At 60.6% G+C, this 25,507-nt stretch carries 18 protein-coding genes and 1 pseudogene; 8 read left to right on the forward strand and 11 right to left on the reverse strand.

The features are described 5' to 3' along the window. Positions 1 to 64: 64 nt before the first annotated feature. Complete coding sequence (locus tag A0257_07980; GenBank protein ID AMR27055.1) at positions 65 to 1,438, forward strand: beta-glucosidase; 1,374 nt, start codon at positions 65 to 67, stop codon at positions 1,436 to 1,438. A gap of 45 nt (positions 1,439 to 1,483) precedes the next feature. Here A0257_07980 and A0257_07985 read toward each other — a convergent pair whose 3' ends face one another. Continuing rightward, positions 1,484 to 2,392, reverse strand: coding sequence for an AraC family transcriptional regulator (locus A0257_07985; GenBank protein AMR27056.1), 909 nt, complete (start codon positions 2,390 to 2,392; stop codon positions 1,484 to 1,486). Beyond that, positions 2,389 to 3,363 carry an alcohol dehydrogenase gene (locus A0257_07990; protein ID AMR27057.1) on the reverse strand — a complete coding sequence of 325 codons (975 nt, stop codon included), beginning with the start codon at positions 3,361 to 3,363 and terminating at the stop codon, positions 2,389 to 2,391. Before A0257_07990 ends, A0257_07985 begins: the two co-directional genes overlap by 4 nt. Positions 3,364 to 3,930: 567 nt before the next feature. Here A0257_07990 and A0257_07995 point away from each other — a divergent pair. After that, on the forward strand, positions 3,931 to 6,138 hold the full coding sequence (locus A0257_07995) for a beta-glucosidase (GenBank protein ID AMR29670.1): 2,208 nt from the start codon (positions 3,931 to 3,933) through the stop codon (positions 6,136 to 6,138). Between the two features lie 188 nt (positions 6,139 to 6,326). Here the strand turns inward: A0257_07995 and A0257_08000 are convergent, their stop codons facing one another. The 3 genes from A0257_08000 to A0257_08010 form a co-directional block, all read right to left on the reverse strand. Next, positions 6,327 to 8,777 carry an aminoacyl peptidase gene (locus A0257_08000; GenBank protein ID AMR27058.1) on the reverse strand — a complete coding sequence of 817 codons (2,451 nt, stop codon included), beginning with the start codon at positions 8,775 to 8,777 and terminating at the stop codon, positions 6,327 to 6,329. Positions 8,778 to 8,943: 166 nt separating this feature from the next. Beyond that, a complete protein-coding gene (locus A0257_08005; GenBank protein AMR27059.1) occupies positions 8,944 to 10,893 on the reverse strand; it encodes an NADH-quinone oxidoreductase subunit L in 1,950 nt (649 codons plus the stop codon). Positions 10,894 to 10,989: 96 nt separating this feature from the next. Next, positions 10,990 to 11,328, reverse strand: coding sequence for an NADH-quinone oxidoreductase subunit K (locus A0257_08010; GenBank protein AMR27060.1), 339 nt, complete (start codon positions 11,326 to 11,328; stop codon positions 10,990 to 10,992). A 303-nt stretch (positions 11,329 to 11,631) separates the two neighbouring features. On the opposite strand from A0257_08010, the gene A0257_08015 reads away from it, so the two are divergent. Together A0257_08015 and A0257_08020 are read left to right on the forward strand one after the other, a co-directional pair. Next, positions 11,632 to 12,246: a hypothetical protein gene (locus A0257_08015; protein ID AMR27061.1), complete on the forward strand. Its 615-nt coding sequence runs from the start codon at positions 11,632 to 11,634 to the stop codon at positions 12,244 to 12,246. Between the two features lie 136 nt (positions 12,247 to 12,382). Next, positions 12,383 to 12,751, forward strand: coding sequence for a hypothetical protein (locus tag A0257_08020; GenBank protein ID AMR27062.1), 369 nt, complete (start codon positions 12,383 to 12,385; stop codon positions 12,749 to 12,751). A 160-nt stretch (positions 12,752 to 12,911) separates the two neighbouring features. Here A0257_08020 and A0257_08025 read toward each other — a convergent pair whose 3' ends face one another. Genes A0257_08025 through A0257_08035 form a run of 3 tightly spaced genes read right to left on the reverse strand, consistent with a single transcriptional unit; the run spans position 12,912 to position 16,666 of the window. Then, positions 12,912 to 13,808, reverse strand: coding sequence for a rhomboid family intramembrane serine protease (locus A0257_08025; protein AMR27063.1), 897 nt, complete (start codon positions 13,806 to 13,808; stop codon positions 12,912 to 12,914). Positions 13,809 to 13,822: 14 nt separating this feature from the next. Continuing rightward, a complete protein-coding gene (locus A0257_08030) occupies positions 13,823 to 14,623 on the reverse strand; it encodes a hypothetical protein (GenBank protein ID AMR27064.1) in 801 nt (266 codons plus the stop codon). A gap of 48 nt (positions 14,624 to 14,671) precedes the next feature. Continuing rightward, the gene (locus tag A0257_08035; protein ID AMR27065.1) at positions 14,672 to 16,666 is read right to left on the reverse strand and encodes a DNA mismatch repair protein MutL; all 1,995 of its coding nucleotides are present in this window, start codon (positions 16,664 to 16,666) and stop codon (positions 14,672 to 14,674) included. A 271-nt stretch (positions 16,667 to 16,937) separates the two neighbouring features. Here A0257_08035 and A0257_08040 point away from each other — a divergent pair, with 271 nt between their 5' ends. The 4 genes and pseudogenes from A0257_08040 to A0257_08055 all read left to right on the forward strand — a co-directional run bounded on the left by A0257_08040 (position 16,938) and on the right by A0257_08055 (position 21,403). Continuing rightward, positions 16,938 to 19,910, forward strand: a complete 2,973-nt coding sequence (locus A0257_08040; protein ID AMR27066.1) for a glycosyl hydrolase — start codon at positions 16,938 to 16,940, stop codon at positions 19,908 to 19,910. A gap of 53 nt (positions 19,911 to 19,963) precedes the next feature. Then, positions 19,964 to 20,758 carry an adenine methyltransferase gene (locus A0257_08045; protein AMR29671.1) on the forward strand — a complete coding sequence of 265 codons (795 nt, stop codon included), beginning with the start codon at positions 19,964 to 19,966 and terminating at the stop codon, positions 20,756 to 20,758. 6 nt (positions 20,759 to 20,764) lie between these two features. Next, a pseudogene (locus tag A0257_08050) lies at positions 20,765 to 21,007 on the forward strand (DNA mismatch repair protein). A gap of 18 nt (positions 21,008 to 21,025) precedes the next feature. Next, positions 21,026 to 21,403 carry a hypothetical protein gene (locus A0257_08055; protein ID AMR29672.1) on the forward strand — a complete coding sequence of 126 codons (378 nt, stop codon included), beginning with the start codon at positions 21,026 to 21,028 and terminating at the stop codon, positions 21,401 to 21,403. Positions 21,404 to 21,406: 3 nt separating this feature from the next. On the opposite strand, the gene A0257_08060 is transcribed toward A0257_08055, so the two are convergent. The 3 genes from A0257_08060 to A0257_08070 all read right to left on the reverse strand — a co-directional run bounded on the left by A0257_08060 (position 21,407) and on the right by A0257_08070 (position 25,494). Continuing rightward, positions 21,407 to 23,272, reverse strand: coding sequence for a peptidase (locus tag A0257_08060; protein ID AMR29673.1), 1,866 nt, complete (start codon positions 23,270 to 23,272; stop codon positions 21,407 to 21,409). 240 nt (positions 23,273 to 23,512) lie between these two features. Further along, positions 23,513 to 23,839 (reverse strand): hypothetical protein, encoded by a 327-nt coding sequence (locus A0257_08065; protein ID AMR27067.1) that lies wholly within the window; start codon positions 23,837 to 23,839, stop codon positions 23,513 to 23,515. A gap of 170 nt (positions 23,840 to 24,009) precedes the next feature. Beyond that, positions 24,010 to 25,494 (reverse strand): peptidase M28, encoded by a 1,485-nt coding sequence (locus tag A0257_08070; GenBank protein ID AMR27068.1) that lies wholly within the window; start codon positions 25,492 to 25,494, stop codon positions 24,010 to 24,012. Positions 25,495 to 25,507: the final 13 nt, after the last annotated feature.

Below are 25,507 nucleotides of genomic sequence, written 5' to 3' on the forward strand. Positions count from 1 at the left end.
TAAGCGCCTCTTTTTCTGACGGGTGGCAATTTTTCCCGGCTGCTTTTTCCCCTCAATTCCCCCCATGAAACGGCTCTTTCTACTGCTAAGCGGCCTGCTGCTGCTACCGGCCCTGGCCCCGGCGCAGGCGGCGCGCAAAGCCCCGGCCAAGGCCCCTACCCCCCCCGCCCGGTTCGACGCCCGCCAACGGCCGCGCCACCTCACCGACGAGCAGCTCCTGGACCAGGTGCAGCGCCAGACGTTTCAATACTTCTGGGTGCTGGGCGAGCGCAACTCGGGCATGGCCCGCGAGCGCAGCAACTCGTCGTTTGATACCGGGCCAGAAGTGGTGACGACCGGCGGCACGGGCTTTGGCATTATGGCGCTCATCGTGGCCGCCGAGCGGGGCTGGATAACCCGCCCGCAGGCAGCGGCGCGGATGAACAAAATCGTCAACTTTTTGTGGAAGGCCGATATGTATCACGGCGCGTTTCCGCACTGGCTTAATGGCGAGACGGGCCACACTATCCGCTTCGGTATCAAGGATGACGGGGCCGATATTGTCGAGACTTCGCTGCTGTACGAGGGGCTCATCTGCGCCCGACAATATTTCACCAAAGACACGCCCGACGAGACCAACGTGCGCAACAAGATTCTCTGGATGTGGGAGGGCGTGGAGTGGAATTGGTTTACTCAGGGCGGCCAGAACGTGCTGTATTGGCACTGGAGCCCCAACAACGGCTGGAGTATGAACCACCAGATTCACGGCTGGAACGAGTGCCTGATTACCTACGTGCTGGCCGCCGCCTCGCCCCGCTATAGCATTGACAAGCAAGTGTATGACCAGGGCTGGGCCACCGGCCCCGAGTACGTGAACGGTAAGAGATACTACGACACGACCCTACCCCTCGGCCCCGAGCTGGGCGGGCCGCTGTTCTTCTCGCACTACTCGTTTATGGGCCTCGACCCGCACGGCCTCCAGGACGCACACGCCGACTACTGGGCCCAGAACCAGGCCCACACCACCATCAACCGCGCCTACTGCGTGGCCAACCCCAAGCAATACAAGGGCTACGGACCCGACTGCTGGGGCCTCACGGCCTCAGATAGTTACCAGGGCTACGCGGCCCACTCGCCCACCGAGGACCTGGGTGTAATTTCGCCCACAGCGGCGCTCTCGGCCCTGCCCTACGCGCCGGCCGAATCCATGCGGGCCATGCGGCATTTTTACGAAGACCTGGGCGATAAAATCTGGAGTCAATATGGCTTCTACGATGCCTTTAGCGAGCAGCATGACTGGGTGGCCGGCTCGCACCTGGCCATCGACCAGGGGCCCATCGTGGTGATGATAGAAAACGCCCGCTCGGGCCTGCTGTGGAAGCTGTTTATGGGCTCACCGGAGGCGCAGCGCGGGCTGAAAAAGCTGGGGTTTGAGAGCCCGCATTTGAAGGGTAAGTAGGTGGTGAAAACCTCCAACGCTACTCTACGCAGCCTTGCTCGGCAGTTACGTGAAGGAAGCTCTGAATTCCAGCGGCGACAGATTCGTTTTGGTCTTAAACAGCTTACTGAAGGAGGGTAAATGTTCAAAACCCAACTCGTAGGCGATTTCGCTCACGGTCAGGGTCGTGGTCGATAATCTTTCTTTGGCTTTGGCAATCAGCTGGGCGTGAAGGTGCTGCTGGGTATTTTGCCCGGTTACTTCACGCAGCAGATTACTCAGATACTTCGGCGACAAGTGCAGGTATTCGGCCACGTACTGCACGGTCGGCAAGCCTCTTTTTGCACCATTAGCGCTGGCAAAATAATCGTGCAGCAGCTCTTCCAGGCGTTCCAGTACCTGGTGGTTGGCTTTTTCGCGGGTAATGAACTGGCGATGGTAAAACCAGTTCGCATAATTCAGCAAACCTTCCAGTTGCGAGATGATGATTTGCTTGCTAAACCGGTCAATAGCAGAACTATACTCCTGCTCAATCGCCAGAATAATATTCAGGATAGTTGCTTCTTCCTTGGCCGAAAGAAATAAGGCTTCGTGGAGCGAATAATCCCAAAAATCGTATTGCTTGATGGTGGTAGCCAACGGCGTATTCCAGATAAAATCAGGATGGATGTAAATCACCCAGCCTGATTTTTCTACTGCCTCGTCTTTGTTCGCGGTCGCCATGCTAAACACCTGGTTGGGCGACATAAAAGACAGGATACCCTCATTGAAATCGAACGGATGCTGCCCATACTTTACCCGGACGTTTCGCATTCTTTTGACCGAGATAGAATAAAAATCCAGCGCCATGCTAACTGGCTCCTCGCCATACTGGTGCGGCACGGTGCCCACATCCAACACGCTGAGGAGCGGGTGCTGCGGCTTCGGTAGCTGCAAAAATTCGTGAAATTCGCTTATCGTTTTAAACTGCCTCATAACGGTTCGTCCTCTTTGCTTATTTCCAATATCAGCTTGCCGCGCACGTGCCACGTTTCGCTTTCGCGGTGGGCCTCCGCTACCTGCTCCAACGAAAATACCTTGCTGGCAAAAATCTTTACTTTACCGGCATCAATCAACTGGGCCATTTCGGTTAGCCAGTCCTGCCCGGAATGACTACCCGAAAGCTCGCCTTTTGCTTGTTTCTTGGCAAGGGCCGCCAGCACTCCCTCACTAAACGGAAAATCCACGTTGACGCTCACCAGGATACCACCCGCCTTCAGGACGGCCACCGATTTCAAGCGCTCCTCGTCGTCACGAAGTGGCGAAGCATCAAATACCACGTCCACGTCATGCACCAACTCTTCAAACTGCTGATTCTGGTAGTCAATTACCTCATCGGCTCCGAGTTGCTTGAGATAATCCAGGTTGCTGGCCGAAGCGACGCCAATTACGTAGGCCCCTTTGGCCTTGGCAAACTGCACCGCGAAGCTTCCTACCCCCCCCGATGCCCCTTTAATTAAGATGCGTTGCCCCGGTTGTAGCCTGCCTTGCTCAAAAATGGACGTCCAGGCCGTGAGTCCGGCCAGCGGCACCCCCGCCGCTTCGTTAAAGCTGATGCTTTTAGGCTTGAGAGCAAATTGACTGGCTTTGGCCACGCAATATTCCGCGTAGCTTCCAGAGCCGGGAAAATTAGGCTCCCCGTACACGGCATCGCCTTTTTGAAAGCCGGTTACATCGCTACCTATTTCCTCTACAATGCCGGCCGCATCCCAGCCTAAGGTCATCGGCAGTTTCAGGAAAGACCTCAGAAAGTCGTTGCCGCCTTGCCGAACAATCCAGTCGGCCGGGTTTACGCCGCTGGCATACACCTTGATTAAAATTTCATTGGCCGCTGGCACCGGCCGCGCTACGTCTTCTAGTTGCAGGACCTCCGGTCCGCCAAACGCATGAATTCTTACTGCTTTCATAAGGAGTTGTTTTCTCGTTTTGTTTACCATGTAAAGGTCGCTCCTGTTTGAAAGCCAGGCTTATCCAGGATGCCCTTTGGCTTAGTCGAAATGACGCTAAGCACCGGCCAGGGGCCTTGGCCTGCCCCACCGAGAGCCGCGCAGCTTTTTTGCGGGATAAAAATTTCGCTGGGTTGTACTGGTTTTCGGCCGGAGCCGCCGCCCGGTTAGGGCACACGCTACCCCCCGGCGGGCGGCGCAAGTGCCCTATTACGTAGTGGCCAGCGGGTAGCTACGACACACGCCCGCCAGCGGCACTGCTCCGGCTGAGGCCCTGGCGGGCTTCCGCGGCGCGCCGCGGCCATTTTTCAACCGCCTGTTCTACCCGCTACCTTTCCGCTTTCCTTCCTACCCCCCTCTTTTTCGATGAAACACCGTCAATCACTTTTTCGGGCCGCGCTGCTGCTGGCGCTGGGCCTGGCCGGCACCAGCGCCCAGGCCCAGGCGCGCGCTAAGGCTTCGGCTAAACCCAAGGCCAAGGTGGCCATTCCGGCCCCTACCCCCGCCTCGCCCACCGTGGACCCGCAGATGCAGCAATTCGTGACAAGCCTGCTGCAGAAGATGACGCTGGAGGAGAAAATCGGCCAACTGAATCTGGTGTCGGTGGGCTTCGACGTGACCGGGCCGGTGGTGAGCCAGAACGTGGACGCTAACATTAAGAAGGGCCTCGTGGGCGGGGTGTTGAACACCTTTACGCCGGTGGCGGCGCGCAAGCTGCAACAGCAGGCTATTCAGGATACGCGGCTGCACATTCCGCTTATCTTGGGCTACGACGTCATTCACGGGCACCGCACCATTTTTCCGATTCCGCTGGGCCTGGCCGCCAGCTGGGACCTCGACGCGATGGAGCGCAGCGCCCGCATCGCGGCCGCCGAGGCTTCGGCCGATGGCCTGAACTGGATATACTCGCCGATGGTGGACATTGCCCGCGACCCGCGCTGGGGCCGGGTAGCCGAGGGCGCGGGCGAGGACCCGTACCTGGGCTCGCGCATCGCGGAAGCGATGGTGCGCGGCTACCAGGGACCAACCAACGACATGACCAAGCCCGAAACCGTGATGGCCTGCCTCAAGCACTTTGCCCTCTACGGCGCGGTGGAGGCCGGCCGCGACTACAACACGGTGGATATGAGCCGCCAGCGCATGTATAACGAGTACCTACCCCCCTACTATGCGGCCGTCAGGGCCGGAGTAGGCTCGGTAATGACTTCGTTTAATGACATCAACGGCATTCCGGCCACGGCTAATAAATGGCTGCTGACTGACCTTTTGCGCAAGCAGTGGGGATTCCAGGGCTTCGTGGCCACCGACTACACGGCCATTAATGAGCTGGAGGCGCACGGCCTAGGCGACGAGAAAAAGGTGTCGGAGCTGGCCATCAATGCGGGCGTGGACATGGACATGGTGGGCGAAGTTTTTCTTAAACAGCTAGCTACTAATCTTAAGGAGGGCACCGTGACCCAGGCCACCATCGACCAGGCCTGCCGCCGGGTGCTGGAGGCCAAGTACAAGCTCGGCCTCTTCACCGACCCCTATCGGGGCGTGACGGAGGAGCGCGCCAAGGCCACCCTGATGAAGCCCTCGTACATCGCCGACGCGCGCGACATTACGCGCCGCACGCTGGTGCTGCTCAAGAATGACCGGCAAACCCTACCCCTCAAAAACTCGGTGAATATTGCCGTAGTCGGCCCGCTGGCCGACCGCAGCCGCGACATGATTGGCAGTTGGAGCGGAGCCGGCGACGGCAAGCAGGCCATCTCTATCTTGCAGGGAATCAAGAACGTGGGCGGCGCGGGCGTGCGCGTGACCTACGCCCAGGGCGCCAACGTGACCGACGACCAGCAGCTGATTCAGCGCCTCAATGCCAATGAAGGCGAGCTGAACATTGACCCGCGCCCCGCCGAAACCATGATTGCCGAAGCCGTGCAGGCCGCCCAGGGCGCCGACGTGGTGGTGGCCGTGGTGGGCGAAAGCCAGGGCATGACCGGCGAAGCCGCCAGCCGCGCCGACATCGGCCTGCCCGGCCGCCAGCTCGACCTGCTTAAAGCGCTGAAAGCCACCGGCAAGCCGCTGGTGGTGGTGCTCGCGAATGGCCGCCCGCTCACCCTGCCCTGGGAAACTCAGAACGCCGATGCCATCCTCGAAACGTGGTTTGGCGGCACGCAGGCCGGCAACGCGGTGGCCGACGTGCTGTTTGGGGTGTATAACCCGTCGGGCAAGCTCACGATGACGTTTCCGCGCGCGGTGGGGCAGATTCCGATTTACTATAACCACAAAAGCACCGGCCGCCCCTACGCCGGCGTGCTGCTCGACAAGTATAAGTCGCGCTACCTCGACATTCCCAATGACCCGCTCTACCCCTTCGGTTTCGGCCTGAGTTACACCACGTTTACCTACGGCAAGCCCACGGTGAGCCAGGCCAGCATCGGCCCCGGCCAGGGCCTGGAAGTGACCGTGACGGTGCAGAATACCGGCCAGTACGACGGCACTGAGATTGCGCAGTGCTACCTGCGCGACTTGGTGGGCAGCAGCACCCGCCCAGTGCAGGAGCTGAAGGGCTTCCAGAAAATCACCCTTAAAAAAGGTGAAAGCCGCCAGCTCACCTTCCACCTCGCGGCCAACGACCTGAAGTTTTACAATGACGACCTCAAGTTCGTGTCCGAGCCCGGCGAGTTTCAGGTGATGACCGGCGGCAACTCGCGCGACGTGCAGAGGACTAGCTTCACGCTGACGAAATAAGAGCGGTTTCGAGGGGGTAGGGCGAACGCCAGGCTGCGATTTATATAGATTATAAAGAACGTCATTCCGAGCTTGTCGAGGAATCTCGCCCGCGCCGTGCGGGTACCGTTCAATGAAACGGGCGAGATTCCTCGGCAAGCTCGGAATGACGTGCTTATTAAGGCGTAGCAGCCAGCCTGCCCTACCCCCTAGTTCACGGCCGGCGTGGGGTTCTTCACGTATTTATTCAGCCACGAATCCATCTCCCAGAGCATGTGGAGCAGGTTTTCGCGGGCGGCGTAGCCGTGGGCCTCGGCGGGCAGCACCACGTAGCGCGCCGTGGCCCCCTGGCCCTTGAGGGCGGCGTAGAAGCGCTCGCTTTGGATGGGAAAGGTGCCCGAATTATTATCAGCCTCGCCGTGAATGAGCAGGATGGGCGTCTTGATTTTATCGGCGAAATTGAAGGGCGACATGGCGTCGTACACGCCCTTGGCCTGCCAGTAGGTGCGCTCCTCGCCCTGGAAGCCGAAGGGTGTGAGCGTGCGGTTATACGCGCCGCTGCGGGCGATGCCGGCTTTAAATAAGTCGGAGTGCGCCAGCAGGTTAGCGGTCATGAACGCGCCGTAGCTGTGGCCCATCACGGCCACGCGGGCGGGGTCCACCACGCCCAGGCGCTGGCCCTCGTCGATGGCGGCTTTGGCGCTGCTCACCAATTGCTCGGTGTAGGTGTCGTTGGGCTCGGCGGTGCCCTCGCCCACGATGGGCACGGTAGCGTTTTCAAGCACCGCGTAGCCCTGCGTCACCCAATACACGGGCGAGGCCCAGCTGATGCGCGTGAAGGTGTAGGGCGAGCCGCTCACCTGCCCGGCATTGGCCTTGTCCTTGAACTCGACGGGGTAGGCCTCCATGAGGGTGGGCAGCGGGCCGTCGGTTTTCTTATAATTCGGCGGTAAGTAGAGGTTGGCGGTGAGGGCCACGCCATCGGCGCGCTTATAGTGCAGCACCTGCTTGCGGAAGCTGCCCCCGAAAGCGGCGTAAGGGTTGGCAAAGTGCGTGAGGGCCAGCGGCTGGCCTTTTTTGCCCAGCTCGCGCAGGTAGTAGTTGGGCACCTGGTCGGCGGCCTCGCGGCGGGTCAGGAGCTCCAGCTGGCCTTTTTTGCCATCAAACAGCGCCACCGGTACCTCGTAGTAGGGCGCTTCGGAGCGCCAGCGGCGGGTAGTCTTTTTGGTGGTCAGGTTTAGCTCATCCACGAAAGGCCGGTCGCCCTCGGGCGAAGCGCCCTGGCCGGTGAGGTAAATAGCCCGACCGCTCTGCGCCAGCCGCAACACGCTACGGCCCTGGGCATTGCGGCGCGTTACGGGCGAGCCGGGGTTATGGTAGGTGTCCTGCGACGAGCCATCGAAGAGCACTTTCAGCGGCTGGCCGGGCGCGGCGGGGTCGAGCTGCCAGGTGGTTTCGTGGCGGTCGGCCCAGCGGTAGCCATCCACCAGGGCCAGGTGGTCGGTGCCCCAGGTCATGCCGGCGTAGCGGAGGGGTAGGGCAGCCAGCTCCTGCGCCGCGCCGAAGGGCGCGGGCAGCAGGTACACTTTGTCGCGCACGTCGGCCTTCACTTTGGGGTCGCCGCCATCCTGGGCCTCGGCGTAGCTGATGGTGGCGGGCGCGTCGCTGCGCCAGCCGTGGTCGCGCGGGCCGGTGGGCACGGCGTCGAAGTTGGTGGGCACGTTGTCGGCCAGCGGCAGGTCGGCAATAGTCTTCACCACGCTGCCTGAGGCCAAATCCAGCACCTCAATGCGCTGTGGGAAGCTGCTGATGGGCAGCGTATAGGAGAAAGGCCGGTGGGCGGTGCGCACCAGCACAAAGCGGCCATCGGGCGAGGGCGACGCCGCGCGCACTACCCCCGGCTGGCCCAGCGGCTGGGCGCGGCCATCGGCCAGCGTCACCCGCACGAGCTGCGCGGTGGCGTAATACTCAAAAATGCGCTCGTCGGCGGGGTTTTTCAGCAAATCCTGGTAGGTGCGGGCACCCGATTTTTTGCCGCCGCCCGTCTCCTGCACGGCCGGGCCGGTGGGCGTGGCGTCGGCAGCCGGGGCCGCGCCGCGCCCGGCGGGCACAGTGCGCGCCAGCAGCGTCTGGCTATCCTGCACCCACTCGAAGGAGCTGCCGAACACGTCATTGAGCGGCGTGGCCAGCAGGCGGCGGGCGGTGTTCGTGGCTACGTCGGCCACCCACAATTCGACCCGGCCCCCTACCCCCTCGCTGGCGGGCGTAGTCAGGGTGAAAGCGAGGTGTTGATTATCGGGCGACCAACTGGGGCTGCTGATGCGGGCCTGGGCGGGCAGGCCCCGCACGGGCGTTTCGGCCCCGCCAGGCAGGCGCTTCAACTGCATTCCCACGGCGTAGCTCACGCGGCTCTGGCCATTGGTGCGCGGGTTGAGGCGCAGGCCGGCCAGCCGCAGCTCGGGCTGACTCAGCTCGGCGATGGTCGGGAAGTCCTGCACCGCTAGAATGGCCAGCACGCTACCATCGCCAGCGAGGCTTACGCGGGGGGTAGGGGGCGCCAGCAGCAGGTCGCGGATGGCAGCGGGCGGCTGCTGATACTGGGTTTCCTGGGCCATTGCGGGGGCCGCTAACAGGAGCAGCACGGGTAAGAGTTTTTGCATGGGAAGCAGCTGGCGTAGGTTGGAAGAAAATGAAAGAACGTCATGCCGAACAAGGTGAAGCATCTTGTTAGCAGGCGCTTAGGGCAATGACCCCAACGCCGGCGGCAAGATGCTTCACTTTGTGCAGCATGACGTTCAATTTTACGTCATACTCAGCTATTTATCCTCATAACCGCCCGAAATTCAGCCCCAGAATGAGCACGATGCCTAGCACCATGAGAATGAGGTAGGTTTCGACCGAGCCGGTTTGCACGTTGCGCAGCAGCTGGCCGCCGGCCAGCGTCACGCGGCCCACGCCATTGGCGATGGGGTCGAGAATGCCGTTTTCGACAAACTTGTAGAGGCCGGTCGAGAGAGCCATTATTGGCTTCACGATGAGGTTGTTATACAGCTCGTCCACGTAGTATTTGTGGTACACCAGGCTGTCGATGGCCGAGCGCTGCGTCTCGTCCTCGGCGGGACGCTGCTTGCGGGCCACGTACATCACGTAGGCCAGCACGATACCCACCACGGCCACCAGCACCGAGATGCCCATGAGCATCAGCTCCGTGTTGTGGTCGGGCTCGGTGGCGAAAGCGGCCGGCAGCAGCTGCCGCGAGTAGGTGAAAATCGGGGCCAGGTAATCGGCCAGGTAGTGCTTGCCCACGAACATCGGCGCACCCATAAAGCCGCCCACGGCCGAGAGAATCGCCAGCACAATCAGCGGCAGCGTCATACTGACCGGCGACTCGTGCAGGTGGTGGCGCTGCTCCTCGGTGCCCCGGAATTCGCCGAAGAACGTGAGGAATAGCAGGCGGAACATGTAGAAAGCCGTCAGGAACGAGGTAAAGACGCCGATGGCCCACATTACCTTGTTGTGCTCATACACGTGGCTCAGAATTTCATCTTTCGAGAAAAAGCCCGCGAACGGCGGAATGCCGGAGATGGCCAGGCAGCCAATCAGCATCGTTAAAAAGGTGATGGGTAGGGCTTTGCGCAGGCCGCCCATGCGGCGCATGTCCTGCTCGTTGCTCATGGCGTGAATAACCGAACCCGCGCCCAGGAAGAGCAGCGCTTTGAAGAAGGCGTGCGTGAGTACGTGAAAGAACGACGAGGTGTATCCCATCACTCCCAGCGCCAGGAACATATAGCCCAGCTGCGAGACGGTGGAATACGCCAGCACTTTCTTGATGTCGTTCTGTGCCAGACCGATAGTGGCCGCAAACAGCGCCGTGGCCAGGCCAATAATGCCCACAACTTCCAGCGTTTGGGGAGATAAGGTGAACAGCACGTTGGCGCGCAGCACCAGGTAAATGCCCGCCGTGACCATCGTGGCGGCGTGAATGAGCGCCGAGACGGGGGTAGGGCCGGCCATCGCGTCGGGCAGCCAGGTGTAGAGCGGCAGCTGCGCCGACTTACCCATCGCGCCCACAAAAAGCAACAGGGTAATGGCCGTGACTACGCCCACACCATAGTTACCAAACTGCCCCAGGCTGGCCTTCTGAAATACTTCGCCGTACTGTACTGAGTTGAAGGTTAGGTATATCAGGAAGATGCCCAACAGGAAGCCCAAGTCGCCGATGCGGTTCATGATGAAGGCTTTCTTGGCGGCGTTGTTGTAGCTGGTATTCTTGTTCCAGAAGCCGATGAGCAGGTACGAGCACAGACCTACCCCCTCCCAGCCAATGAACAGGATAACGAAATTGGCCCCCAGCACCAAAATCAACATGCTGAATATGAAGAGATTGAGAAAGCTAAAAAACTTTCCCACGTTCTCATCGTGCTGCATGTAGCCGATGCTGTAGATGTGAATCAGCGCGCCTACCCCCGTTATCAGCAGCAGCATGAGCAGGCTGAGCTGGTCAATCTGGTAGCTGAACGGAATTTGCAGCGAACCTACTGATATCCAATCAAATAGATTGACAGTGTATTGATACTGGAAATTCAGGAACAGAAACAATGACAGGCCGAACGAGCCCAGCACGGTGAGCGTGCCGATGGTGCCGGCCAGCGTACCTGATAACTTCCTGTTCAGCAAGCCATTGAGTAGAAAACCCAGAAAGGGCAGCCCCGGAATGAGGACGTACAGCAGCGTAGAAAAAGGTGCCGTGGCACCGGGGAGAACAGTTTCTTGCATGAATGTAGGGGCGGGGCTTGTCCCCGCCCGGCTAGCAGAACGAAAAATCGGGAAACAGTAACCAAACAACGGTTGGGCGGGGGCAAGCCCCGCACCCTACCCCTTCAACCGGCTGAGCAGATTGACGTCGGTATTCTGAAAATTGCGGTAAATCATGACGATAATACCCAGGCCCACCGAGACTTCGGCGGCGGCCACGGCCATGATGAAGAACACGAACACCTGCCCGTTGGGGTCGGCGCGGTAGGCGGCGAAGGCCGTCAGCAGGATATTCACGGCATTGAGCATCAGTTCAATACACATGAATATAATGATGGCGTTGCGCCGAACGAGTACCCCCGTAACGCCGATGCAAAAGAGTGCGGTGGCGAAAAACACGTAGTACTGCAACGGCACTTCGTGGATGACGGCGGGAACGATGGAAGCGTTGGTCATGGCAAGAGAACTGCGGGAAAGCCGGCCCGCCTGGGCCGACTTAGCGGGCAAAGTTATTGTCTGAACCACGGATTCGACGGATTTTTCGGATTTTTCGGATTTTGGGGACGATTATTCAGGTGATAAAATACTGGTTAAGCTGGCTGCCAACCGGTATTTTTGAGCAGTATCACCATAAAAAGGGCATTACAGCCAAACCAACGCCAGCCGCGCCAACTACAAAATCCGCGTAATCCGGCGAATCCGATAAATCCGTGGTTCAGACAAAAGTATTGGCGTTGGCCCCGCGTCTGCTTAGGCACGATGGAAGCTTTCGCCCTACCCCTCTCCGCCCTCATGACGACCGCCGCCGGCCAGGACCAGCAGATACAAACGGCGGTGCGCGAGCAGCGCGGCCGCCTGCTGCGGTTTATTGAGCGGCGCGTGCCCGACCCCGCTGAGGCCGAAGATATTTTGCAGGATGTATTTGCTGAGCTGGTGGAAAGCTACCGCCTGCTCAAGCCCGTGGAGCAGGCGGCGGCCTGGCTGTTTCGGGTGGCCCGCAACCGCATCATTGACCGCTACCGCCGCGTGCCGGCCCAGCGCACGGTGTCGCTGGACGCGCCGCTGGGGGCGGCCGGCGAGGGCGACGAGCCCGCCCGCCTGCTGCAAGACGTGCTGCCTGCCCCCGACGACTCGCCCGAAAACCGCCTGCTCCGCGAAACCATCATGGACGCTCTCACCGACGCCCTGGCCGAGCTGCCCGCCGAGCAGCGCCAGGTGTTCGTGTGGCACGAGCTGGAGGACAAGTCCTTCAACGAGATGGTGGTCGAAACCGGCGTGCCGCTCAAAACCCTCATCTCCCGCAAGCACTACGCCGTGAAACACCTGCGCAAGCGCCTGCAAAAGCTTTACGACGAGCTGTTTGATAATTACTAATGACTTAGTGATTAATGACTAACAGACAATGGCTTGCAGGCTCAAAAAACTGCATGTAGAAACCATTTCCTAAGTAGTCATTCCCAATTCGCCCGGCATTAGTCACTCGTCATTAACCATTAGTCACTAAAAAATTATGAACCGCTCTTTCTGGCTGCTAAAAGCCGTCAAATTCGTTTTCCTCGCGGCGCTGTTTGTGACCGTCGCCGTTTTTGCCACCATGAGCCTGTGGAACTGGCTGATGCCGATGATTTTCCACCTGCCCTTGCTCAATTTCTGGCAAACGCTGGGCCTGGTGGTGCTGAGCCGCGTTCTCACCGGCGGCTTTGGCCGCGGCGGGCGCGGCGGCTGGGCGCGGGGCCGCGCCTGGAAGCGCCAGATGACGCAACGCATGGAAGCCTTCTCGCCCGCCGAGCGCGAGAAATTCCGCCAGCAGATGCGCAGCCGCTGCGCCGGCTCGTGGGGCCGCCCGGCTGCCGAGGCCACGGCCGAATCGGCGGTTTAGCTGTTTACTCTTTGTCCATTTGTTCCAGCAAAAAGGCCGTCGAAACGACGGCCTTTTTCTTTGTACTCATCGCGCGGTAGGGTGCGGGGCTTGCCCCCGCCCGTCGTTGAACAACCCATAGCGCATTCGTTCAACGATGGGGGGGGGCAAGCCCCGCACCCTACTGCTGGCTGGCGCGAAACAGTTTTTGCTTCTCGTCTTTCGACAGGCTTTCGTAGCCCGAGCGCGAAATTTTATCCAGGATGAGGTCAACTTCTTCGGGGGGGGTAGCGCTGGGCGACGACTTGCCGGCGGCCGCGCTGGCCGTGGCGCGCGGCGCGGCCACGGTGCTGCGGTGCGTCACCTTCATGGCCGGGCGGCCCTGGAAGAGGCGGCCAAACCAGCTGCCCACGGCCACCACCGGCTGGCCCATATCGCGCCCGGCCTTCATCTGCTTGATGAAGATGAAGCCCAGCAGCGCGCCGCCGAGGTGCGTGATTTCGCCGCCAGGGTTGCCACCCACCGTCGCAAGTGAAATAAGCACTACTGCTACGGCTATCCACTTGATTTTAACCGCCCCGATAATAAACAGCATAAAAGTGTAATCGGGTAGTAGAGTGGCTGCGCCCACAATAATGGCAGTCACTGCTCCTGACGCTCCTATAACTTCTGGGTAGCCATGCGGAATTGGAAGTAAATTAAAAGCTAATAACACAAAAGCTGCCCCAGCTAGCGCACCCAATATATACAGACTTACTAAACGCCTATCGCCTAAATATTCACGAATTATTTGGCCAAACCAGTAAAGGTTTAGCATATTAAACAGAATATGAAAAGGGTTTTGGTGTACAAACGCATACGTTAGTACTGTCCAAGGATGACGAATTACGGTAGCCCAATCAACAGGTAGCGCGATTTGGCGCATAATTAGCGAATACCATCCAAAAGTCTGGGTTAAAAAAGAAATGGCGTATAAAACAGCCAGAATCGCGAAGACTATCCCATTGATAATCAACAACTGATTTAGCGCATTATCGCGGCGCGAAAAAACCTCGCGGATGTCCTGGGTTAAACTCATGAGAAACGTTGGATTTAGTAGAAGCGGGCGCGCCCGTTTTCCCAGAATTTAAGAATAATGAACCCCACCAGCAGCCCGCCGATGTGGGCCAGGTGCGCCACGGTATCGCCGGGCGCCTGGTGCAAGCCACTGTATAACTCGTAAAGCGCGTAGAAAAATACGAGGTACTTGGCCTTAATGGGAAAAGGAATAAAGAGCAGGTATAATTCCGTGTTCGGAAACAAGTAGGCAAACGCAAACATGACGCCGAACAAGGCCCCCGAAGCCCCCAACATGCCCCCAATCGGCTGGGTATGAATGGCCTCGTGCGCCGACTCGACCCGCGCCAGCAAGTCGTGCCGCAGGTTTGGGTCATTGGGATTGCGGGCCAGCGCCTGGGCGGCCTGGTCATCAACCGGCTCTTTAAAGCCACTGGCTTTCATAAACTGGTCGTATTCGTAGGCGGCCGGATTGGCTTTGAAGTCGGTGTAGGCCACTTCTACTTGGTGCGATTGGTACACGCGCACGCCCTGGTACAGCACGCCGGCCCCTACCCCGCACATCAGCCAGAAGGCCAGAAAGCGCTGCCCGCCCCAGCGCTGCTCCAGCATCGGCCCAAACACAATCAGCCCGAACATATTGGAGAAAATATGTCCCCAGCTGCCGTGCATGAACATATAGGTGAAAAACTGCCAGACGTGGAAGAACGGCGACCCGAGCGGGTAGAGACTACCCAGCTGCGTGAGCGGGGGGACGAGCCGGATATTTTCCTGGGCCAGAAAAACGGCCAGGTTAATCAGCAGCAGGTTGCGAACGGTGGGCGTGAAGTTGAACATGAGGGGTAGGCGAAGCGGCCCGAAGCCGCAAAGTTCGCACCGGGCCGGCTACGCGCCGGCTTTACGGAAAAAAGCGGCCAGCTGCTCACCGTCGAGCAAGACCACGGTGGGGCGGCCATCGGGAGTATAACTGGGTACCTGGCAGGCAAAAAGCTTATCGACCAGCGCGCTCAGCTCCACGTCGGGCAGGCGGGGCTGGCTGGTGGCCTGGGCCACGCGCCGGGCCAGGGCGCGGGTGAGCACCTCGCGCCGGTCGAGGCGCAGCGGCGCGGCCCCGCTCCGAAACTGCTCAATGAGGCCTTCGAGCAATTCTTGCTCGCCCTGCGCGGGCAGGTCGGCGGGCACAGCTTCAATGGCAATAGTATGCGGCCCAAACTCCGCGAAGCGAAAGCCCAGCTGGTGCAGCGTGGGCGTCAGCTCGGTTAGCACGGCGTAGTCGGCGGGCGAAAACGTGAGCGGCCTTGGGAACAGCAGCGCCTGCGAGTGGCCGCCGCCGCCCCGCTCCTGCCCGTCCGCATATTGCTCATACAGAATACGTTCGCGGGCCGCTTCCTGGTCAATCAGCATCAGGCCCGACTTCACGGGCAGCAGCACGTAGCGGTTCAGCACCTGCGTGGCTCTCGGTGAGTGCGGGAGGGAATGACTTAGTGATTGGGGGGTAGGGCGCGCGCCTTCGGGCGGGGCGGCGTGGGTGAAGGGCAGCTCGGGCAACGGCGGCGCGGGCGCTTCGACGTTGAGGGGGGGGGTAGGGCCGGCGCGCTCCTCGCCCGCCGGGCGCACGGGCTGGCCCAGCTCGCGGTAAAACGCTTCGAGGTCGCGCTTGGCCTGCTCGGTGGGGCGCGGCGGGGCGGCGTCGCCCGCCGGTTTCCTACCCCCCCCGCGCACGGCGGCGCTCACCGAAGCGGCCAGCGCGTCGGGGTTGAACTCAACGTTGCGAAGGGGGGTAGGGAGCGCCGCGCCCGCGCCGCCAAACGAGCCCGCGCCCGCCGAGGTGCGTAGCGGCCGGATGGGCGCGAAGTTCACATCGCCCTCAAAATCAAGCGATGGCGTGAGGCTGTGCAGGCCCAGCGCCTGCCGCACGGCCGCCCGCACCACGGCGTACACCGTCTTTTCATCCTCAAATTTTATCTCCGTTTTAGTAGGATGCACGTTGATATCGATGGCCTTGGGGTCCAGCTCCAGAAACAGCACGTAGAACGGGTACGTGTCGCGGGCCAGCAGGCCTTCATAGGCCGCCAGCACGGCGTGGTTGAGGTAGGCCGAGCGAATAAAGCGGTTGTTGACGAAGAAAAACTGGTCGCCCCGACTCTTCTTAGCCGATTCTGGCTTGCCAATAAAGCCCTTCACGGTGATAAAGGGTGTTACTTCCTCGCAGCCAGCTAGTTGCTCCTTATAATTGTTGCCCAGTAGGGCCACGATGCGCTGGCTCAGCTTGCCGGCGGGCAGGCCGAATACTTCCAGGTCATTTTGATATAAGGAAAAGGCAATCTGCGGGTTGGCCAGCGCCACGTGCTGAAACTCGTCCAGGATATGCCGCATCTCCACGGCATTGCTCTTCAGAAAATTACGCCGGGCAGGCACGTTGAAAAACAGGTTTTTGACCGCGATGCTAGTGCCGTCGGGGCAGGCGGTGGGCGTCTGGCTCGTCACCTGCGAGCCCTCTACGAGCAGCAGCGAGCCGGTTTCCTGGCCGCGCGGCTTGGTGCGAATCTCGACCTGGGCCACGGCCGCGATGCTGGCCAGCGCCTCGCCCCGGAAGCCCAGCGTACGAATGCGAAACAGGTCCTCCGTCGAGCGAATCTTGCTGGTGGCGTGGCGTTCCAGGCTCATGCGGGCATCGGTGGGCGACATGCCCAGGCCGTCGTCCACGACCTGCACCAACTGCTTACCAGCCTCTTTCACAATCAATTGCACGCTGGTCGCGCCGGCGTCCACGGCGTTTTCGAGCAGCTCTTTCACCACCGAGGCCGGGCGCTGCACCACTTCGCCCGCCGCAATCTGGTTGGCGAGGTATTCGGGCAGGAGTTGGATGATGTCGGGCATAAAAGAGGGGGGTAGGCTGGCAGCGCTACCATATTTTGGACACCGGGCAGGCAATTAGCGGGCGGTACCGGCGTTTTTCATCAACCGCTACTAGCCTGGTGCCTACCTTTGCGGCCAATTTGGGCTAGCTGCCCAGCTTATTTTCGGCTGCCAAGTAGTTCTGTTCTTACGGAACCGCTGCGGGTAGCCGGGGGTTCCAGCGGCATCCTTCGGCAAAAGTAGGCCGGCCGGACCGCCTTTTCTACCTTTCTACACTTCCCGTTCCGGGCTGATGCGCGTCGATTTTCGGTTTCTGTTTCTGGGGTTGCTGCTGGGGGTTGCCGGGTTGCTGCTGGGTTTTTCGGTGCCCCGCAAGCCCTTGCCCGACCCGCTGCCCAGCGGCCCCGCCGAGCAGCGGTGGGTAGATAGCGTGTTCACCTCCCTCACGCCCGACCAGCGCCTGGGGCAGTTTTTTATGGTGGCCGCCTACTCCAACCGCGAGAAGGCCCACGCCGACCGCATCGAGCGGCTGGTGCGCAACCAGGGCATCGGCGGGGTCATGTTTTTGCAGGGCGGCCCCAAGCGCCAGGTCATCATGACCAACCGCCTGCAGGCCGCCGCCAAGGTGCCGCTGCTCATCGCCACCGATGCCGAGTGGGGCCTCGACATGCGCCTCGACTCGACCGCGCACTTCGCCAAAGAAATGACGCTGGGCGCGATGGACGACGACCAGCTCGTGTATCAGATGGGCCGCGACCTGGCCCGCAAGCTGCGGGCGCTGGGCGTGCACATCAACTTCGCGCCGGTCGTGGACGTCAACTCCAATCCTAGCAATCCGGTGATTGGCAACCGCTCGTTTGGCGAAAACCAGGACCGCGTGGCAGCGCTGGGCGTGCAGTACGTCAAGGGTTTGCAGGACCAGCACGTGATTGCCGTAGCCAAGCACTTCCCTGGCCACGGCGACACCGACACCGACTCGCACGTGGCCCTGCCAGTGATTAATATCGACCTGGCCCGACTCGAAAAAGTTGATTTAGTGCCCTTCCAGAAGGCCTTTGAGGCGGGCGCGCTGGGCGTGATGGTGGCGCATTTATACATGCCGCTTTTCGACACGACTAACGCCAAAACTACTACCCTCTCCAAAGCGCTCGTAACCGGCCTGTTACAAGACCGCATGGGCTTTAAGGGCTTGATTTTCACGGATGCACTGAACATGCGCAGCGTGAGCAAGCTCTACAAAGACGGCGAGCTGGACGCGATGGCCCTGGCCGCCGGCAACGATGTGCTGCTATTTTCGGAAGATGTGCCGGCCGCCCTCATCCGCATTAAGGAGGCCGTGGCGACCGGCAAGCTCCAGCAGGCCGACCTGGACCTGCGGGTTAAGAAAATTCTGCGCGCCAAGTACTGGGCGGGCCTCAACCACTACCAGCCGGCCAACGCTCTGACGCTGAGCGACAGCCTCAACCTGCCCGAGTCGCGGGTGCTGTCGCAAACGATTTTTGAGCACGCTGTGACGGTCGTGAAGAACGACGACCGCCTCCTACCCTTCCAGCGGCTCGACACGCTGCGCATCGCGGCCATCACCATCGGCACCCAGCCGGAGGGGCCTTACGCTACTATATTCAATAAATACCAGCCCGGCCCGGTGTACGCCGTGCCCGACCGCTACGCGCCCGACTCGACGTTTAGCCGCATCTACGCCCGGCTCGGCGATGCCAACGTGGTGGTAGTGAGCCTACACCAGATGAATAACACGCCCAGCCATAGCTACGGTCTGGGCGAGGGCGCGCTGAAATTCCTCAAAAATCTGGAGGCTGACAAACGCCGCAAAACGGTGGTCGTGGCGATGGGTAACGCCTACGGCCTCAAGTATTTGGAAGGTGCCCGCACGCTGGTTTGCGGCTACGAGGACCACTATGCGGCGCAGCTCGTGGTGCCGCAGATATTGTTTGGGGCGCTGCCGGCGCGGGGCAAGCTGCCCGTCACGGTGTCGGAAACGCTGAAAGCCGGCACCGGCCTAGCCCTGCCCGAGCTGCATCGCCTGCGCTACGCCGCGCCCGAGCGCGAGGGCCTGGACTCGCGCATCATGAGCCAGATTGACCACATCGCCCTCGAAAGCATCGTGACGGCCGCCACGCCCGGCTGCCAGGTACTCATCGCCAAAAACGGCACCGTGGTCTTCGACCAGAGCTACGGCTACGGCACCTACGACCAGAGTCAGCCCGTGACTAACAGCACGTTGTACGACCTGGCATCGGTGACGAAAGTGGCTGGCACGCTGCAAGCCATCATGTACCTCAAGGACCAGGGCCGGCTGAACCTGGACGACAAAGTATCGGCCTACCTGCCCGAGATGCAGCGCACCAACAAGCGCGACGCCACCGTGCGCGACGTGCTGCTGCACCAGGCCGGCCTCAAACCCGGCATCCCGACCTGGGAGCGCACCGTGCACGACGGCACCCTCAAGCCCAACTATTATTCGAGCAACCGCTCCGATGATTTTCCGAACGAGGTAGCGCCCGGCGAGTTTTCCTTCAAGGCCGCCGACGACTCGGTATGGGCCTGGACGCTGCGCTCGGGGCTGCTGCCCAAGGTGCGCGGCAAGTATCCGGTGGAGTATTCCGACCTCAGCTTTATCATTATGAAGCGCCTGAGCGAGAAGATTTTGGGTCAGCCGCTGGCCGAGTTTCTGCCGAAGGAGTTTTACAAGCCACTGGGCCTGGGCAGCATGACCTATAACCCGCTCACGCGCTTCCCCAAGAGCTGCATCGCGCCCACCGAGAACGACACCTATTACCGCCGCGAGCAGCTGCAAGGCACGGTGCATGACCAAACGGCCGCCCTCGTGGGGGGGGTAGGCGGCCACGCCGGCCTCTTCGCCACCGCCAACGACCTGGCCGTGCTGATGCAGATGAACCTGCAAAACGGCCGCTACGGCGGCATCACGTACTTCCAAAACTCAGTGGTGAGCGAGTTTTCGCGCCCGCAGGTGGCCGGCAACAAGCGCGGCCTGGGCTGGGACCGCGGCGACCCCAGCAAGCCCACCGGCCCCACCAGCCACCTCGCCCCGGCCAGCACTTTCGGCCACACCGGCTTCACGGGCACCTGTGTGTGGCTCGACCCCGACAACCAGATTCTCTACGTCTTCCTCTCCAACCGCGTGTACCCCGACGCGGGCAACATCAAGCTGCGGACCTATAATATCCGCACGCGGATTCAGGAGGTGATTTACAAGGCAATGGAGGCCAAGAGTCCAAAAGGATGAGCCGAATAGTTAACCACCAAACGGCTACTACCGGGCTGCTTTTCCCCGAGTCAGTGCCCAACCAGCCGGTGCCAGCCGTCACGCCAGCCTTGAAGTGGGCCGGCGGCAAGCGGTGGCTGATGCCTCACCTATTGCCCTTGTGGCAGCGCTTTGCTGATTATCGGTTGGTAGAGCCTTTTGTGGGCGGTATGAGCGTAGCCCTGGGGCTACGGCCCAAACAGGCTTATTTAGCTGACCTCAACGAGCACTTGGTAAACTTTCACCAGTGGTTGCAACGCGGTCTCATTACGACCAGCGAACCGGTACACGAGGAAGCGGCTTTTTACGAGGCACGCGCGCGCTTCAATGAATTGATTCGTCAGCAGCAACAGCATAGCGCTGAGGCTGCTACTCTTTTTTATTACCTGAATCGGACTTGCTTCAATGGTTTGTGTCGGTTTAATCGGAAGAATGAGTTCAACGTGCCCTTTGGCCGGTACAAGACGATAAATTACACGCGTGATTTCACGGCCTACCAGCCGCAGCTGGCCGCTTGGGACATCGCGCATCATTCATTTGAACACACGCCCTTGCAGGCCGGGGACTTTGTGTACGTAGACCCGCCTTACGATACGCCTTTTACGCAGTATGCCAAGGAGGATTTTACCTGGGCCGACCAGGAAAAGCTCGTGCGCTGGCTGACTGCGTATGACGGGCCGATTGTGGCAACCAACCAGGCTACACCGCGCATTCTGGAATTATACCAGGATGCTGGTTTTCAAGTGCAAACGCTAGCCGCCCCGCGCCGTATTTCCTGCACCGGCGACCGCACGCCGGCCCAGGAGATTTTAGCCACTAAAAACTGCTGATTTGAGATGGAACGCCCTGAAGCCGTGCGCCTGCTGCGCGAATTATTGAACCAGGATTTGGTGGAAGTGGCGCAACGGCACGGGGTCACCATTTTTGTGGAAGGACGCAAAAACAAGGGTTGGGCCGGCCACACGTTGGAGCGCTATTTAGGGCTGCCGCTCAATAGTTCGCGGGCCCCCAATTTTGGCAGCTGGGAATTAAAATCTACCTCGTTGGTGGCGGGGCGCGATGGCCAGCTACGGATAAAAGAAACCGTAGCCGTTACTATGCTTGACCCAGTTGAGGTATTGGTTAAAGAGTTTGAAGAGAGCCATTTGTACACCAAACTGCGTAAAACGCTGCTGGTAGCCCGCATCCATGAAAGCACCCGGGATGAACGCTCCATCCTCCACAGCATTGCTGAATTTGACCTGACTGACCCGGCCTTGTTTCACGCGCTTAAGGCTGACTACGAAACGATACGGCAGGTTATTCGCGAGGGTGGTACTTTGAGCGGCACGCTCGGCAAGTTTATTCAGCCGCGCACGAAGGGCGCGGGCCACGGCAGCACTTCCCGCGCTTTTTATGCGCGCAAGGAATTAGTAGCCCACCTGCTGAATATTACGCCGCTCCATTTCCAGGCTACCGATGTATCGGCCGATTAATAGCTACTGCGGGGCCGTCCACACGTTATCGGCCGGGTAGCTGTCGGGCACGTAGAGGCTGCCTAACGTGACTTTTTTAATAGTTCGGCCGCTGCGCACGGGCACCGTGACGCTGCGGGCACCGTCTTGCCACACGGCAATGGTGCGGTGGATTTTCTCCTCCGTGCCGTTGTCGAAGGTCACCGTGAGGTCCACGGGCACGGGCTTGGTGCCCTTGGCGGTCACGGTTATCTGGGCGGGCTTGTCGGCGGGGCGCACCACGCTCGTGATGGCCAGGTCGGGGTAGCCGCCGTCGAAAAACCAGCGCTGCCAGAACCAATCCAGGTTCTGGCCCGCGCCGGCGTTCATCGAGTAGAAGAAGTCGTAGGGCATTGGGTGCTTGCCGTGCCAAGCGCGGATGTAGGTGTGTAAGGCCTTAGTAAACAGCTCATCACCCAGCAAATCCTTCACGTACAAATAGCCCAGGCCCGGCTTGGGGTAGGAGTTAAGGAAGAACGGCGCGCCGGTTTGCTGGGTCGTCAGGGTCACGATGGGCAGGTCGTCCTCGGTGTCGGCGGCGCGGGCGTAGGGCACCATGCCGTAGTCGTCCACGAGGCCGGGCTGAATGATAGGCGAGATAATCCACTCGCCGATGGTGGCCCAGCCCTCGTCCATCCAGCCGTATTTCGTCTCGTTGATGCCCATATAAAACGGGAACATCGTGTGAAAAATCTCGTGGTCGGTGAGCGTGATGGCCGCCTCGCGGGTGGGCGAGGGGTTGTCGTTCACCATCATCGGGTACTCCATCTGGTCGAGGCCATCGAACACCGTTTCGTGAGCGTAGGGGTAGGGCCACTTTGGAAAGGTGTAGCTCATGGCCTGCACCGTGCGGCGGGCCATTTCCAGCACGTCGCGGTAGTCGCGGTGGCGCGTATTGTACACGGCATCGACGCGGGTGCGGCGCTTGGTGGCGGGGTCCACCACGAGGCTGCTGGACTGCCACACGTAGTGCTCAGAAGTAGCAAAGGCAAAGTCCGTTACGTCGCGCGCGTCGAAGTGCCAGGTCAGGTCGCCGCGCCCCACTGAGTAGTCGCGTCGCCGCAGGTCGGTGCTGTCGATGACGCTGATAATGCCGTCTTTGGTGCTGGCGTCGTGCAGGCGGTTCACATATTTTTTGGTGAGCACCTGGTGGGCATTGGTGAGGTCGCCGGTGGCCCACACCACGTAGTTGTGCGGCACGGTGATATCGACCGCGAAGTGGCAGAAGTCGTTGTAAAACTCCGGCCCGCCGGTGTACGGCACCTTGTTCCAGCCGTCGATATCGTCGTACACAGCGATGCGCGGAAAGAAGTAGGCGATGAAGGCCGCGCCCGGCTCAATCTCGCCCGTGCGCTGGTGCGAGCCCTCGTTCAACACGTACGAATAGTCCACGCTGACCTCGACCGACTGGCCCGGCCCGAGCGGCTGCGCCAGCGGCACCACCAGGTTGGTATTATCTATCGTCAGGGCCTTCACGGCCAGCGGCTGGCCAGCAATGCTCAGCTTCTCAATCACTACCCCCGCTCCAACATCCTCGGCCCGAAACCTGGTAGAGCGCGGCGCGCCGGCCTGGTAGATGTTGGGGTAGAGCTTAAACCACAGCTCATGCAGCTCATCGGGGCTGTTGTTTTGATACACCACCTTCACCGTGCCATCGACCTTGCGCGAGGCCGGGTTAAAATCGACCTGAATGGTGTAATCGGCCGTGTTTTGCCAGTACTTCGGGCCGGGCTGGCCAGTGGGCGAGCGGGTGCCTTTATCATAGGTGGTCCGCAGGTTGCGGGGCATGGGCAGCGCGGTTTGCGCCTGGGCGGCCGAATGCGTTAGGGCCAGCAGCCACAGCAGCGGCAGGCGGCAAAGGAGGGGTAGGGATTTCAAAAAGGCAGACTAAAATGTAGCGTTTATGAAGCGAAGGAGCCATTTTCAACTGAAAACGCGCCGGGCTTGCCATTGAACGCAAAAAAGGATTTGCCGCTGCAAGCCGACCCGCAAAAATAGCTAAATCGGCAGGTCAGCCCGCCGAATGCGGGCCAACCTGCCGATTTAAAGGCGCGGATAATGCCGCACTATTGGCCCCCTACTCTACCCGTTTCAGGTCAAGGTCTTGGAAGTCGCAGCTGAAAGTTTGTAGCCGCCTACACCAGCTTCATCTTGATGCTGGCGGCGCGGCCCTGCGCATCGAGAGTAAAAGAGCGTATTAGTGTCCATCGGTGCTTTAGCTTTTAGCGAGCGCACGCCGTAGCCTTTGGCCATTACCACCTGCCCGTCTTTTACCACGACTATGGCAATGCCGGGCACGTCGAAGGCCTTAAGGGTGCGGGCCACGGTGGCATCCACAGCCACCACGTCGAGGCGCGCGGTCACGGGCGGGACCGTTTGGGCCAGGGCTACTACGTGCCACAGGCTAGCCACAAGCAACAGTGCTAATACTCTTGTTTTCATTAGAAAGAAAAGTTAACAAAATGGCGAAACACGGAGGCGATTTCACCGCTATAAGGAAAGCTTACTACCTACTACTTCACAAAAAAACGCCATTAAATCAGGTATAGTTATCTGATTTAATGGCGTTTTCGCCGGCAGCCCCTACCCTACCGCTCCAGCTTGAAGCCGGGCTCGCGGGCGGGCGGCGCGGTGCGGTTGGCCACGGCCCAGCCGGTGAGGTACATCCACTGCGTCATGTGCAGCAGCTTGTTGTAGTCGATGCGCTTCGGCTCGTCGCGGGGCGTGTGGTAGTCCACGTGCAGCAGCGAGGTGTACATAATGGCCGGGATGCCCAGGCGCGCATACGGCAGGTGGTCGGAGCGGAAGTACCAGCCCTCGGGGTGGGTAGGCTTGTCCCACTCGGTATCGAGCTTGAACTTGGGGCCGGCCTGGTTGGCCGCCAGGGCGGTTTTCACGAGGTCAGAAGAATTCATGTGGGGCGGAGTCGAGCCCAGCAGGGCGGCCGAGTCGGGGGCGTTGCGGCCCATCATCTCGGCATTGAGCACGGCCACGATGCTGGATTGCGGCACCGTGGGGTGGCCCGAGAAGTAGGTGGAGCCCAGCAGCCCGCGCTCCTCCGAGCCCTGATACACAAACAGCGCCGAGCGGCGGGCCGGCTCCTTCTTGAAGGCCCGCATGATGGCCAGTAGCGCCGCGCAGCCAGTGGCGTTGTCGTCGGCCCCATTGTAGATGGAATCGCCGGCGATGGGGGCGCGCACGCCGTCGTGGTCCTGGTGAGTGCTGAAGAGGACGTACTCCTTTTTCAACTGCGCATCGGTGCCGGGCATCTTCGCCACGAGGTTCACGGACGGGTACTGGAAGCTCTCCACTTTCAGCTCGGCCGTGAGCTGCTGGCCGGGCTGCTGCACCCAGCTGGCCGCGCTGGCCGGCAGCCACATCACGGGCGGCGTGTTCATCACCTTGGTGCTGGCCGCGCCGGGCAGGCTATAGCGCCCGCGCTCAAAAATGTGGCTCCAATGGTCGTAAACGGCCTGCGAGGGCGCATCGGAAATAAACACCACCGCCACCGCGCCGGCCTTCAGCAACTCGCCGGCCTGTCCGCTCCCGCTGAACTTGCCAAACACGTAGCGCCGGTAGCTGATGCCATCGGTGGGCGCGCCCGCAATCTGCACGGCCACGGCCTTGCCTTTGACATCGACTTTAGCCAGCTCGGCCGCCGAGCCGGTGCCCACGTACACCAGCGGCGCGTTGATGCTGGCGTTGGTCGGGGCCACCACCGCGCCCTCTTCGTTCAGCTTAACCTCGTGGGTGCCAATGCGCAGCGTGCTCGCCTTGGTGAGGCGGGTGCGCTGCAAACTGAACCACTGGAAGTACGTCCCGTCGTCGCCGGCCGGCAGCATGCCGGTGGCCCGAATCTGGTCGGCGAGCCATACGGAGGCCTTCAGCTCGTCGAGCGTGCCGCCCTCGCGGCCCCGAAAATGGTCGTCGGCCAGCGCAAACAGGTCGCGCTTGATGTCGGCTTCCTTGATGGCGCTTTCGGCGTTGGCGGGGGGGGTAGGGGCCTTTTTCTGCGCCTGGCCGGCCAGCGGCAGGCTCAGCGCCAGGGTGGCGAGGAGAATTTTAGATTTCATTTGGGCTAGGAAA

Source organism: Hymenobacter psoromatis (assembly GCA_001596155.1).
In the GTDB taxonomy this organism is placed as follows: Bacteria; Bacteroidota; Bacteroidia; order Cytophagales; family Hymenobacteraceae; genus Hymenobacter.

Bases quoted from the DNA above. Each gene is read 5' to 3' on its own strand.
- A0257_08035 (AMR27065.1), bottom strand. From the start codon at position 16,666: ATGCCCGACATCATCCAACTCCTGCCCGAATACCTCGCCAACCAGATT.
- A0257_07980 (AMR27055.1), top strand. From the start codon at position 65: ATGAAACGGCTCTTTCTACTGCTAAGCGGCCTGCTGCTGCTACCGGCC.
- A0257_08015 (AMR27061.1), top strand. From the start codon at position 11,632: ATGGAAGCTTTCGCCCTACCCCTCTCCGCCCTCATGACGACCGCCGCC.
- A0257_08040 (AMR27066.1), top strand. From the start codon at position 16,938: ATGCGCGTCGATTTTCGGTTTCTGTTTCTGGGGTTGCTGCTGGGGGTT.
- A0257_08010 (AMR27060.1), bottom strand. From the start codon at position 11,328: ATGACCAACGCTTCCATCGTTCCCGCCGTCATCCACGAAGTGCCGTTG.
- A0257_07990 (AMR27057.1), bottom strand. From the start codon at position 3,363: ATGAAAGCAGTAAGAATTCATGCGTTTGGCGGACCGGAGGTCCTGCAA.
- A0257_08025 (AMR27063.1), bottom strand. From the start codon at position 13,808: ATGAGTTTAACCCAGGACATCCGCGAGGTTTTTTCGCGCCGCGATAAT.
- A0257_08005 (AMR27059.1), bottom strand. From the start codon at position 10,893: ATGCAAGAAACTGTTCTCCCCGGTGCCACGGCACCTTTTTCTACGCTG.
- A0257_08000 (AMR27058.1), bottom strand. From the start codon at position 8,777: ATGCAAAAACTCTTACCCGTGCTGCTCCTGTTAGCGGCCCCCGCAATG.
- A0257_08070 (AMR27068.1), bottom strand. From the start codon at position 25,494: ATGAAATCTAAAATTCTCCTCGCCACCCTGGCGCTGAGCCTGCCGCTG.
- A0257_07985 (AMR27056.1), bottom strand. From the start codon at position 2,392: ATGAGGCAGTTTAAAACGATAAGCGAATTTCACGAATTTTTGCAGCTA.
- A0257_08055 (AMR29672.1), top strand. From the start codon at position 21,026: ATGCTTGACCCAGTTGAGGTATTGGTTAAAGAGTTTGAAGAGAGCCAT.
- A0257_08030 (AMR27064.1), bottom strand. From the start codon at position 14,623: ATGTTCAACTTCACGCCCACCGTTCGCAACCTGCTGCTGATTAACCTG.
- A0257_07995 (AMR29670.1), top strand. From the start codon at position 3,931: ATGCAGCAATTCGTGACAAGCCTGCTGCAGAAGATGACGCTGGAGGAG.
- A0257_08020 (AMR27062.1), top strand. From the start codon at position 12,383: ATGAACCGCTCTTTCTGGCTGCTAAAAGCCGTCAAATTCGTTTTCCTC.